General features: G+C 55.8%; 11 protein-coding genes. 4 read left to right on the forward strand and 7 right to left on the reverse strand.

Going from position 1 to position 12,367, the window contains the following annotated elements; genetic code table 11:
* The first annotated feature begins 51 nt into the window (after positions 1 to 51).
* Complete coding sequence (gene erpA, locus AC0TOY_RS21080) at positions 52 to 396, forward strand: iron-sulfur cluster insertion protein ErpA (protein WP_013095643.1); 345 nt, start codon at positions 52 to 54, stop codon at positions 394 to 396.
* 93 nt (positions 397 to 489) lie between these two features.
* Here erpA and AC0TOY_RS21085 read toward each other — a convergent pair whose 3' ends face one another.
* From AC0TOY_RS21085 to mtnN, 3 genes are read right to left on the reverse strand one after another with little or no spacing between them, the layout of a single operon-like run.
* Positions 490 to 1,107, reverse strand: coding sequence for a TRIC cation channel family protein (locus AC0TOY_RS21085; RefSeq protein WP_024907514.1), 618 nt, complete (start codon positions 1,105 to 1,107; stop codon positions 490 to 492).
* A gap of 27 nt (positions 1,108 to 1,134) precedes the next feature.
* Positions 1,135 to 1,935 carry a vitamin B12 ABC transporter substrate-binding protein BtuF gene (gene btuF / locus AC0TOY_RS21090; protein ID WP_024907515.1) on the reverse strand — a complete coding sequence of 267 codons (801 nt, stop codon included), beginning with the start codon at positions 1,933 to 1,935 and terminating at the stop codon, positions 1,135 to 1,137.
* Positions 1,928 to 2,626 (reverse strand): 5'-methylthioadenosine/S-adenosylhomocysteine nucleosidase, encoded by a 699-nt coding sequence (gene mtnN, locus AC0TOY_RS21095; RefSeq protein WP_024907516.1) that lies wholly within the window; start codon positions 2,624 to 2,626, stop codon positions 1,928 to 1,930. Before mtnN ends, btuF begins: the two co-directional genes overlap by 8 nt.
* An 82-nt stretch (positions 2,627 to 2,708) precedes the next feature.
* On the opposite strand from mtnN, the gene dgt reads away from it, so the two are divergent.
* The 3 genes from dgt to cdaR all read left to right on the forward strand — a co-directional run bounded on the left by dgt (position 2,709) and on the right by cdaR (position 7,095).
* Entirely contained in the window at positions 2,709 to 4,223 is a 1,515-nt protein-coding gene (dgt, locus tag AC0TOY_RS21100; protein WP_473722500.1) for a dGTPase, read from the forward strand.
* Positions 4,224 to 4,354: 131 nt separating this feature from the next.
* Entirely contained in the window at positions 4,355 to 5,791 is a 1,437-nt protein-coding gene (gene degP, locus AC0TOY_RS21105) for a serine endoprotease DegP (protein ID WP_024907518.1), read from the forward strand.
* Between the two features lie 146 nt (positions 5,792 to 5,937).
* Positions 5,938 to 7,095, forward strand: coding sequence for a DNA-binding transcriptional regulator CdaR (gene cdaR, locus AC0TOY_RS21110; RefSeq protein WP_045327810.1), 1,158 nt, complete (start codon positions 5,938 to 5,940; stop codon positions 7,093 to 7,095).
* Between the two features lie 59 nt (positions 7,096 to 7,154).
* Here the strand turns inward: cdaR and AC0TOY_RS21115 are convergent, their stop codons facing one another.
* From AC0TOY_RS21115 to map, 4 genes are all read right to left on the reverse strand, one after another.
* Complete coding sequence (locus tag AC0TOY_RS21115; protein ID WP_202770847.1) at positions 7,155 to 7,544, reverse strand: DUF3461 family protein; 390 nt, start codon at positions 7,542 to 7,544, stop codon at positions 7,155 to 7,157.
* A gap of 111 nt (positions 7,545 to 7,655) precedes the next feature.
* The gene (dapD, locus tag AC0TOY_RS21120; protein WP_008501915.1) at positions 7,656 to 8,480 is read right to left on the reverse strand and encodes a 2,3,4,5-tetrahydropyridine-2,6-dicarboxylate N-succinyltransferase; all 825 of its coding nucleotides are present in this window, start codon (positions 8,478 to 8,480) and stop codon (positions 7,656 to 7,658) included.
* A gap of 32 nt (positions 8,481 to 8,512) precedes the next feature.
* Entirely contained in the window at positions 8,513 to 11,188 is a 2,676-nt protein-coding gene (gene glnD / locus AC0TOY_RS21125; RefSeq protein ID WP_024907520.1) for a bifunctional uridylyltransferase/uridylyl-removing protein GlnD, read from the reverse strand.
* Positions 11,189 to 11,251: 63 nt separating this feature from the next.
* A complete protein-coding gene (gene map, locus AC0TOY_RS21130) occupies positions 11,252 to 12,046 on the reverse strand; it encodes a type I methionyl aminopeptidase (RefSeq protein WP_023310454.1) in 795 nt (264 codons plus the stop codon).
* Between the last annotated feature and the right edge of the window lie 321 nt (positions 12,047 to 12,367).

The following is a 12,367-nucleotide window of genomic DNA, read 5'->3' on the forward strand; positions in this document are numbered from 1 at the left end:
AATTGGGTGAATTTTACCCAATCGCAGTAGCAGTATTCATGGGAGCATATGATGAGTGATGATGTAGCGTTGCCGCTGGAATTTACCGAAGCAGCAGCCAACAAAGTGAAAACCCTGATTGCAGACGAAGACAATCCGGATCTGAAACTGCGCGTCTATATTACCGGTGGCGGCTGCAGCGGCTTCCAGTATGGTTTTACCTTTGACGATCAGGTTAACGATGGCGATATGACTATCGAGAAACAGGGCGTTGCGCTGGTGGTTGACCCGATGAGCCTGCAATATCTGGTGGGCGGTTCGGTGGATTACACCGAAGGTCTGGAAGGTTCGCGCTTTGTGGTGACCAACCCGAACGCAACAAGCACCTGCGGGTGTGGTTCTTCGTTCAGTATTTAAGAGGGTGCGGGCTGTTGCCCTCACCCTGGCCCTCTCCCACAGGGAGAGGGAGAAAAGACTAAAAACGGTAACCGTCAGGTTACCGTTTTGCTTTTACCGGTCATCCAGCGCAAACGTCGGCAGCTTCAGGTGCCAGCGTATCGCCGCTAAACGTATCACCAGCGTCACGACCATCCCCAGCATCGCGGCGTTTTCCAGCGGAAGTGCAAACGTGTAGTACGCGGTCGCGTGGACAATGCCCCCCGCGATACAGGCCGTTGCGTAAATTTCAGTACGCAGGATCATCGGTACTTCACGCGCCAGAATGTCGCGAATGATCCCACCGCCCACGCCGGTTAATACGCCCATACAGATTGCCACCATTGGACCGGTACCCGCATTAAACGCCTTATTGACGCCAATACCGACAAACACGGCCAGGCCGACGGCATCCAGTACCGGCAATATCCATTTGGGTAATCTGCGGGGCTGGCGAACCAGCACAATGGTTAACAGACAGGTGACCATCGCGACCACCAGATCGGTAGGATCTTTCACCCAAAACACCGGGCCATTCGCCAGCGCCATATCGCGGATTGTCCCGCCACCGACGGCGGTCACGACCCCAAGCACCAGCACGCCAAAAGGATCCATGCGTAGTTTTCCGGCGAGCAGGACGCCGGAGATAGCAAAAACGGCTGTGCCAAGAATATCCAGCCAATAAACGAGCATCGTTAAATCCTCGAAAAGGGTCTTATGTTAGTGACTCTCTGCCAGCGCGGCACAGAGCTGTTTTGCGGCGAGGATAATACGCGGGCTGGCGCGTTCAAACCAGTCGCTGTTAAGGGGAATTACCGGTATTTTTAGCTGCCGTTGCCAGAATTGTTCAATTTTGGGAATTTCGCTCGCATTTCCGACCACGACGATAGCCTGCGGCTGGCGCGCCAGGACCTGTTCACGGCTAACCTGGGGCCACGGCACCCGGCTGGCTGCAAAGATGTTTTCACCGCCACAGACTTCCAGCACCTGGTTCTGAATCGACCCTTTTCCGGTGGTGAACAGCGGCTGGCTGCCAAACTGCAGGAAGATGCGCTTTTTAACAGGGGTATCGTATCGGGATTTCAGCGCGGCATAGTCGCTCAGCATCTGTTTCGCCGCCGCCTCGGCTTTTTTGGGCGTAGGGCTATAGGGTGCCAGGGCGCGTAGCGCCTGAGCGACTTGCTCAATGCTGACGGCATCAATCCACATCACTTTTATGCCAAGCGAGGTGAGCTGGTTGACCTGCCGCTCGGCGTTACCGCCGCGCCAGGCCAGCACGAGATCCGGTTTAAGCGCCACGATGCGCTCAAGGTTCATCCCTTGCCAGGTGGCGACTTGTTCAATTCCCGCGGCCTGCGGCGGATAATCCGAATAGCTACTCACGCCAACGGGCGTGATCCCGGCGGCAAACGCCAGTTCCGTATTTGCGGGAGAGAGTGTAATCACGCGCGGTACAGCATAGAGCCACAGCGGTGCGAGAAGAAGCAGGGCGGCCAGCGCCCTGACGGTATGTTTAGCCACGTGCCAGATTCTGCACCAGGCGTTCCACCATCACGGTGGACTGTTTTGCCGCAACGGTCAGGAACTCGTCGAAGCTGATGTGGGACTGCTGGTCTGCCACGTCAGAGATGGCGCGAACCACCACGAACGGTACGCTGAAGTTATGGCAAACGTGCGCAATCGCGGTCGCTTCCATCTCAACGGCAACCGCCTGAGGGAAGTTATGACGGATTTTCGCCAGCCCAACGGAGCCGTTGATGAAAGCATCACCGCTGACAATCAGACCGCGTACCGCGTTGAGGTTGAGTTCTGCGATGCAGGTCTCCGCCGCCGCAATCAGTTTGTCGTCAGCTTTAAAAGCAGCAGGGCAGCCCGGGAGCTGACCGTACTCGTAACCGAACGCGGTGACGTCAGCATCGTGGTAACGCGCTTCGTCGGAGACAACGATATCACCCACCTTCAGCGTCGGCGCCAGGCCGCCCGCAGAGCCGGTATTCACGATCACATCCGGCTTGCAGCGCTCAAGCAGCAGGGTTGCACCCAGCGCAGCTGCCACTTTACCGATGCCTGATTTCAGCAGAGCCACGTCAACACCGTTCAGCTGGCCGGTGTAGATCTCACAACCACCAAGAGAGAGGGTCTGACGGTTCTCAATTTTGTCACGCAGCAGCGTAACTTCTTCTTCCATTGCACCAATAATGCCGATTTTCATAGATTTACTCGCGATGTGCCTTGTTAAGATGCATAGTCTATCATGCGGTTAAGGGGAAACGCATTCTCACGCGGGGGAGCACATGGCACCAATCGATTTTCGCACCAAAATTAACTGGCACCGACGTTTCCGTTCGCCGCAGGGCGACAAGAGCGAACATGAGATCCTGCGTATCTTCGAAAGCGATCGCGGGCGGATCATTAACTCGCCAGCCATCCGCCGTCTGCAGCAAAAGACCCAGGTCTTTCCTCTTGAGCGTAACGCCGCGGTGCGCACGCGCTTAACCCACTCCATGGAGGTGCAGCAGGTCGGGCGCTACATTGCCAAAGAGATTTTAAGCCGTCTCAAAGAGCAGCGCTTACTGGAAACCTATGGTCTGGACGAGCTGACGGGGCCTTTTGAGAGCATCGTTGAGATGGCCTGCCTGATGCATGACATCGGCAACCCGCCTTTCGGCCACTTTGGTGAGGCGGCAATCAATGACTGGTTTAAACAACGGCTTTACCCTTCGGATGCGGTAAGCCAGCCGCTGAGCGACGACCGCTGTATCGTACGCGATTTACGCCTGCGTGAAGGCGAAGAGGGGCTGAACGATCTGCGACGCAAAGTGCGCCAGGATTTGTGTCACTTTGAGGGCAACGCGCAGGGGATCCGGCTGGTCCACTCCCTGATGCGCATGAACCTGACCTGGGCACAGGTCGGCTGCATTCTGAAATATACCCGCCCCGCGTGGTGGATGGGAGATACGCCCGCGTCCCACAGCTATTTAATGAAAAAACCAGGCTATTACCTTTCCGAAGAGGCCTATATTGAACGGCTACGTAAAGAACTTTCATTGACGCCAAACGGCCGCTTTCCATTGACCTGGATTATGGAAGCCGCCGATGATATTTCCTATTGCGTGGCCGATCTGGAAGATGCCGTTGAGAAAAGAATCTTCAGCGTTGAGGAGCTTTATCAGCATCTTTATGCGGCCTGGGGTACCCATGAAAAAGGCTCGCTGTTTGCGCAGGTTGTCGAAAATGCCTGGGAAAAATCGCGCTCAAATACATTAAGCCGTAGTACAGAAGACCAGTTCTTTATGTATTTGCGGGTCAATACATTAAATAAACTGGTGCCGTATGCGGCGTCGCGCTTTATTGATAATTTACCGCTTATCTTCAGCGGGGAATTCAACCACGCGCTGCTGGAAGATGACAGCAGTTTCAGTCAACTCCTTGAGCTTTATAAACATGTGGCGATGCGGCATGTATTTAGCCATCCGGATGTCGAGCAGTTAGAGCTGCAGGGTTATCGGGTAATCAGTGGGTTACTGGAAATTTATTCCCCGTTGCTCCAGCTGTCGGTCGACGAGTTCAGCGAGCTGGTGGAACACGAGCGCGTGCGCAGAATACCTATCGAATCGCGGCTTTATCAGAAACTCTCTACCCGGCATCGTCTGGCGTATGTCGAAGCGATTGGCAAGCTGGATCGCCACTCTTCCCAATGGCCGGTGATGGAATATTATTATCGCAGCCGTCTAATCCAGGACTATATCAGCGGCATGACGGATTTGTATGCCAGGGATGAATACCGCAAGCTTATGGCGGTGGAATAATCCCGGAGTTTTGTAAAGACGGCCAATAAATTTTTACCTTTTCCATAAACTTATCGCCGGAACTAAGCGGTATAAAACGAATCTGAGTTACACAGCAATTTTGCGTTACCTGTAAATCGAGATTGAGAAACATGAAAAAAACCACATTAGCAATGAGTGCACTGGCTCTGAGTTTAGGTTTAGCGCTGTCTCCTCTGACTGCTACTGCAGCCGAGACCGCGTCGTCGGCAGCAACCGCGCAGCAGATGCCAAGCCTGGCACCGATGCTCGAAAAAGTGATGCCATCGGTGGTGAGTATTAACGTTGAGGGCAGTACGACCGTCAATACGCCGCGTATGCCGCGTAACTTCCAGCAGTTCTTCGGTGACAACTCGCCGTTCTGCCAGGACGGTTCGCCATTCCAGAGCTCTCCGTTCTGTCAGGGCGGTGGTGCCGGGGATGACAGCCAGGGCGGCGGCCAGCAGCAGAAATTCATGGCGCTTGGCTCGGGGGTAATCATTGATGCAGCGAAAGGCTATGTCGTCACAAACAACCACGTTGTTGATAACGCGAACAGCATTAAGGTTCAGCTGAGCGATGGCCGTAAGTTCGACGCCAAAGTGGTGGGTAAAGACCCGCGCTCCGATATCGCGCTGATCCAGATCCAGGATCCGAAAAACCTGACGGCGATTAAAATTGCCGACTCCGACGCGCTGCGCGTGGGCGACTATACCGTGGCGATCGGTAACCCGTTCGGTCTTGGTGAAACCGTGACCTCGGGTATCGTCTCAGCGCTGGGCCGTAGCGGCCTCAATGCCGAGAACTATGAAAACTTCATCCAGACGGATGCGGCGATCAACCGCGGTAACTCCGGCGGCGCGCTGGTGAACCTGAACGGTGAGCTGATCGGTATCAACACCGCGATCCTGGCACCGGACGGCGGCAACATTGGGATCGGCTTTGCTATCCCAAGTAACATGGTGAAAAACCTGACCGCGCAGATGGTGCAGTATGGCCAGGTGAAACGCGGCGAGCTGGGTATCCTCGGGACCGAGCTGAACTCCGAACTGGCTAAGGCGATGAAAGTTGACGCCCAGCGCGGGGCATTCGTCAGCCAGGTGATGCCGAACTCCTCCGCGGCGAAAGCGGGTATTAAAGCGGGTGATGTCATCACCTCCCTGAACGGTAAGCCGATCAGCAGCTTTGCCGCCCTGCGTGCCGAAGTGGGCTCTATGCCGATTGGCAGCAAAGTGACCCTGGGCCTGCTGCGCGACGGTAAGCCGGTTAACGTGAGCCTGGAGCTGCAGCAGAGCAGCCAGAATCAGGTGGATTCCAGCACGATCTTCAGCGGCATTGAAGGTGCCGAGATGAGCAATAAAGGCGCAGACAAAGGCGTGGTGGTGAACAACGTGAAAGCGAATTCACCGGCAGCCCGTATCGGCCTCAAAAAAGGCGATGTGATCATGGGCGCTAACCAGCAGCCGGTGAAAAATATCGCTGAACTGCGCAAGATCCTCGACAGCAAGCCTTCCGTGCTGGCGCTGAATATCCAGCGTGGTGATACTTCGCTTTATCTGCTGATGCAGTAATCCTTTGAAGCCCCTGTTCGCAGGGGCTTTTTCGTTTCTGTGATTCTTGCCACAACTCCATACATCTCCCTCTCTCTTTGTGCATTCGCACAATGCAGCCGCCGCTGAACTTCCCTATGCTTGAGCTCTGCTCACGGGAGGGTTCTATGGCTGGCTGGCATCTTGATACCAAAATGGCGCAGGATATCGTGGCGCGCACCATGCGCATCATTGATACCAATATCAACGTGATGGATGCCCGCGGGCGCATTATTGGCAGCGGCGATCGCGAGCGTATTGGGGAATTGCACGAAGGCGCGCTGCTGGTGCTTTCCCAGGGGCGGGTCGTGGATATCGACGATGCGGTAGCGAAACACCTGCACGGCGTCCGTCAGGGCATCAATTTACCGCTGCGCCTTGAAGGCGAGATTGTGGGGGTCATCGGCCTGACCGGCGAGCCCGAGTCACTGCGAAAATACGGTGAGCTGGTCTGTATGACGGCAGAGATGATGCTGGAGCAGTCGCGCCTGATGCACCTGCTTGCCCAGGACAGCCGCCTGCGTGAAGAGCTGGTGATGAACCTTATTCAGGCGGAAGAGCACACGCCCGCGCTCAGCGAATGGGCGCAGCGTCTGGGGATCGATCTGAACCAGCCGCGCGTGGTGGCGGTGATTGAGGTCGATAGCGGCCAGCTTGGCGTAGACAGCGCGATGGCCGAGCTGCAGCAGCTGCAAAATGCGCTGGCGACGCCGGAGCGCGACAACCTGGTGGCGATCGTTTCTCTGACGGAAATGGTGGTGCTCAAACCAGCGCTCAACGCGTTCGGCCGCTGGGATGCGGACGATCATCGTCGTCGCGTGGAGCTGCTGATCTCCCGGATGAAGGAGAATGGTCAGCTGCGTTTTCGCGTTGCGCTGGGCAACTACTTTACCGGGCCGGGCAGTATCGCCCGCTCCTGGCGTACCGCGCGCACCACCATGATGGTGGGCAAGCAGCGGATGCCGGAGAGCCGCAGTTATTTCTATCAGGACCTGATGCTGCCGGTGCTGCTCGACAGCCTGCGCGGGGGTTGGCAGGCCAATGAGCTGGCGCGACCATTAGCGCGTCTGAAAGCCATGGACAATAACGGCCTGCTGCGCCGGACGCTGCAGGCGTGGTTCCGTCATAACGTGCAGCCGCTGGCGACGTCAAAAGCACTGTTTATTCACCGCAATACCCTGGAGTATCGGTTAAACCGAATTTCAGAGCTGACGGGGCTGGATCTGGGGAATTTCGACGACAGGCTGCTGCTGTATGTGGCGCTGCAGCTGGATGAACAGCGATAAGGGTTTCACCCTCTCCCTGTGGGAGAGGGTCGGGGTGAGGGCATCAGGCCGCACTCAACTTATTTGTTGCGGGTTAACTTCTCAAGATCCGCTTCAATCTCGCTGATCTTATTGGTCACAACGCTTTCAAGGTGACGCAGATCGTCAAGGATCTTACGCTTGAGATCGACTTCGGTGCGGTCGCGCTGGCAGATCTGATCGAGTTCATCGATCACATAGCGCAGGTTAGGGCTGATTTCCTGTACTTCTTTGTATCCCTGTCCTTCACCGTCAGCAACAACGGTCTTACGCTGGCGTGGATATTTAAACTTCACGCTTTTGGCGAAAAACTCTCCTTTGTCCTTGTGAAAATAGATTTTCAGAATATCGTTATTGGCTTCCTGACGGAGGCTGTAACGATCAATTTCATCAGGATTGGTAATGCCCAGACTTTTCAGATTATCGTACATAGCGGTACCCTTGATCTCAACATAACCTTTGAATAATTAACGAAAAAATCTATTTTCGCCACCCTCAGATACAAAAAAAGCGGGGTTGCCCCCGCTTTTTGTTATACCCGATTAATCGATGGTGCGCAGCAACTCGTTGATGCCCACTTTACCGCGCGTTTTCGCATCCACTTTCTTCACGATAACCGCACAGTACAGGCTGTATTTGCCATCTTTAGACGGCAGGTTGCCGGAAACCACCACGGAGCCCGCCGGAACGCGACCGTAGTGAACTTCGCCGGTTTCACGGTCATAAATACGGGTGCTCTGACCAATGTAAACGCCCATGGAGATCACGGAGCCTTCTTCAACGATCACGCCTTCAACCACTTCAGAGCGCGCGCCGATGAAGCAGTTGTCTTCGATGATGGTCGGGTTAGCCTGCAGTGGCTCCAGAACACCACCGATGCCTACGCCGCCGGACAGGTGAACGTTTTTACCGATCTGCGCGCATGAGCCAACAGTCGCCCAGGTGTCAACCATGGTGCCTTCGTCAACGTAGGCACCGATGTTCACGTAGGATGGCATCAGCACGGTATTACGTGCAATGAAAGCGCCCTGACGCACTGCCGCAGGTGGCACCACGCGGAAGCCTTCTTTCTGGAAACGCGCTTCGTCGTAGTCAGCGAATTTCATAGGGACTTTATCGAAGTAGCGGCTTTCAGCTCCGTCGATAACCTGGTTATCGTTGATACGGAAAGAGAGCAGCACGGCTTTCTTCAGCCATTGATGAGTGACCCACTGACCGTCGATTTTTTCTGCCACGCGCAGCGCGCCGGAATCCAGCAGGGAAATCACCTGGTTTACCGCTTCACGGGTCACGGTATCCACATTTGCCGGGGTAATCTCGGCGCGACGCTCAAAAGCGGACTCAATAACGTTCTGTAACTGCTGCATTGTTTACTCTTTCCATTTCACTAAAAAACATATCACCCTTTATCGTTTGGATTGAGGGCTGCTGTCAACCGTTGTTGCACTTCAAGCTGCAGGTCATTATTAAGGGCACGCCGGTCCGCTGTCGCGATTATAAATAAATCTTCTACTCGCTCGCCAATCGTTGTAATTCGGGCGCCATGGAGCGAAATTCCCAGATCGGCAAAAACCTGGCCGACGCGGGCGAGCAGCCCCGGCTGGTCGAGCGCGATCAGCTCCAGGAACGATTTACGGTCGGTGTGGGTCGGCAGGAAGTTGACCTCGGTATCGACGGTAAAGTGGCGCAATTTCGCCGGCTGGCGACGCGGCTGCGGGGGCTGCCAGCTGCGCTGGGTAATCGCCTGTTCCAGACCAAAACGTATCCCTTCATGCCTGTCCGACGACAGCGGGCTGCCGTCCGGCTCCAGCACGATAAAGGTGTCCATTGCCATGCCGTCGCGGGTGGTGAAAATCTGCGCGTCGTGAACGCTCAGGTTTCGCCTGTCCAGCTCGGCGCAGACCGCAGCAAACAGATAAGGCCGGTCCGGGCTCCAGATGAAAATCTCCGTTCCGCCGCGGGTGGCCTGAGGGCTCAGCAGAATCATTGGCTGGGACAGGTCGTGCTTCAGCAGGTGCCGCGCGTGCCACGCAAGCTGGTTTGGGCTGTGGCGGACAAAATAGTTGGCACGGCAGCGGGCCCATATCTGGTGTAGCGCCTCTTCATCAATGTTATCCATCCGCAGCAGCGCCAGCGCCTGCAGCTGGTGATGACGCACGCGCTCGCGCATGTCCGGGGTGTTTTGCATCCCGCGACGCAGCTGTTTTTCGGTAGCGAAGTACAGCTCGCGCAGCAGGCTCTGCTTCCAGCTGTTCCACAGCGTTTCGTTGGTGGCGCAGATATCGGCCACCGTCAGGCAGACCAGATAGCGCAGACGGTTTTCCGTCTGAACCGCTTCCGCGAACTGCTTGATCACCTCAGGATCCTGAATGTCACGACGCTGCGCGGTAACCGACATCAGAAGATGATGGCGTACCAGCCAGGCCACCAGCTGCGTTTCACGTGAGTTCAGGCCGTGCAGCTCGGCAAATTTCAGTACGTCCTGTGCACCCAGTACCGAATGATCGCCGCCGCGACCTTTGGCGATATCGTGGAACAGGGCAGCAATCAGGATCAGTTCCGGGTGGGTCAGGCGCGGCCATAGCTCCACGCACAGCGGATGGCGGGAGCGCGTCTCTTCTTTTGCAAAGCTTTCCAGCTTGAGCATCACGCGGATCGTGTGTTCATCCACCGTGTAGGCGTGGAACAGATCGAACTGCATCTGTCCGACAATGTGCGACCACTGCGGCATATAGGCCCACAGCACGCTGTGGCGGTGCATCGGCAGCAGCCCACGGCTGACGGCGCCCGGGTGGCGGAGCATGCTCAGGAACAGCGAGCGCGCTTCCGGGATATAGCACAGCGGCTCCGTCAGATGACGGCGCGCATGGCGCAGATGGCGCAGGGTGGTGGAGTAGATCCCGGTGATGGTGCTGTTGCGCACCATGGTATAGAACATCCGCAGAATCGCTTCCGGCTCGCGGATGAACAGCGTTTCGTCGCGCAGATCGATAAGCGTGCCGCGCAGCTGGAATTCGTCATCAATCGGGCGCGGTTTCTCATCCGCCGTCAGGGCCAGAATGGCCTCGTCGAACAGCTGCAGCAGCATCTGGTTCAGCTCGGTCACCCGGCGGGTGACGCGGAAGAAATCCTTCATCATGTGCTCAACCGGCTCGTTGCCTTCGCCCTGATAATTCAGGCGCTGCGCCACGCTGAGCTGGCGGTCAAACAGCAGACGGTTATCGTAGCGGGTGACTTCCAGATGCAGGGCAAATCGAATGCGCCACAGCAGGTGCAGGCACTCGTTCAGCTCGTTACGCTCTGCCTCGGTTAAGAAGCCGAAGCCGACCATCTCGTCCATCGAGGTGGCGCCAAAATGGCGGCGAGCGACCCACTGCAGGGTATGGATGTCGCGCAGGCCGCCGGGGCTGCTTTTAATATCGGGCTCAAGATTATAGCTGGTGCCGTGGTAGCGCTGGTGACGCTGGTTTTGCTCCTCGACCTTCGCGGCGAAGAACTTTTCTGACGGCCAGAAGCCGTCGCTGAAGATGTGCTTTTGCAGCTCCAGAAACAGCGCGACGTCGCCAATCAGCAGACGGGTTTCAATCAGGTTGGTGGCGACGGTCAGGTCGGATAACCCTTCCAGCAGACACTCTTCCAGGGTGCGCACGCTGTGGCCGACCTCCAGCTTCACGTCCCAGAGGAGCGTCAGCAGTTCGCCAATTTTTTGCGCCTGTTCGTCCGGCAGCTTTTTGCGGCTTAAGATCAGGAGATCGATATCGGAAAGCGGATGCAGCTCACCGCGGCCATAGCCCCCGACGGCAACCAGAGCAACATCACTGATTTGCCCAAACCCGTAATCGATCCACAGGCGCTGCAGAAGCTGGTCGATAAATTCGGTGCGCGCTTCAATGAGCTGCTCGGCCGACACGCCTGCGTCGAACGCGCTGCCCAGCCAGCGATGGAAAACATCCATATGGGCTTTAATATGCGCGCAGGTCAACTCGTGCGACGGCCAGACGCCCGGGTTATCGGGCTGGTCGGGAAGGGTGGGAAGTGCTGTGTTAGCATACTGTTCGGGTAAAAGATTACTCATCGTGCGCCACCCATAAGAAAAAGCTATAGCCATTAAAAAAGCCGGCATTTGCCGGCTTTTTTATCATTCGTCGTGCGTCAGTATCGCCGGGATGGTGTCATCCTTGCGCAACGTCATAATTTCGCAGCCGTTGTCTGTTACCACAATAGTATGCTCGTACTGCGCAGACAAGCTTCTGTCTTTGGTTTTCACCGTCCAGCCGTCTTTCATGGTACGGATGCGGTAGTCACCCGCGTTGACCATCGGCTCAATGGTAAAGGTCATGCCTTTTTGCAGCACCACGCCGCCGTCATCTGCATCATAGTGCAGAACCTGCGGTTCTTCATGGAAGACGCGACCAATGCCGTGACCGCAGTACTCGCGCACCACGGAGAAACCTTCTGCTTCCACAAACTTCTGGATTGCCGCACCGATGGTACGCAGGCGAATACCCGGTTTAACCATTTTCAGTGCCAGGTAGAGGCTCTCTTGCGTCACTTTGCACAGACGCTCGCCAAGAATAGTCGGCTTGCCAACGATGAACATTTTTGAGGTGTCACCGTGGTACTCGTCTTTAATGACGGTCACGTCAATGTTGACGATGTCGCCATCTTTCAGCAGTTTTTCATCGTCCGGAATGCCGTGACACACCACTTCATTAATAGAGATGCAGACGGATTTCGGGAAACCGTGGTAGCCGAGGCAGGCGGAAACCGCGTGCTGCTCGTTCACGATATAGTCGTTACAGATACGGTCCAGTTCACCGGTGCTGACGCCCGGCTTCACGAACGGCTCGATCATTTCCAGCACTTCCGCGGCCAGACGACCGGCGACGCGCATCTTTTCAATTTCTTCAGGTGTCTTAATAGAGATAGCCATGTAATCTGTCCATCGGTGTCGATTTTTTCGACAATACTAGTCTAAGTGTTGTCAATGGTATCAGTCAGGCACACCCCGTGCCAAATTGAGAATCATTAACAGCACACTCCGCCAACAACTGTTGGTTTCTGGTCGTGTTTTGTGGTATAAAGCGCGCCGGACTTCCGATCCATCTCAGATACACAGGCTGGACGGAAGCGACAAATCTCACTTTGTGTAACAACACACACGTATCGGCACATATTCCGGGGTGCCCTTTGGGGTCGGTAATATGGGATACGTGGAGGCATAACCCCAACTTTCAATATAGAGGTTTTAAAC

The sequence above is a fragment of the Enterobacter sp. PL_is379 genome (assembly GCF_055817355.1).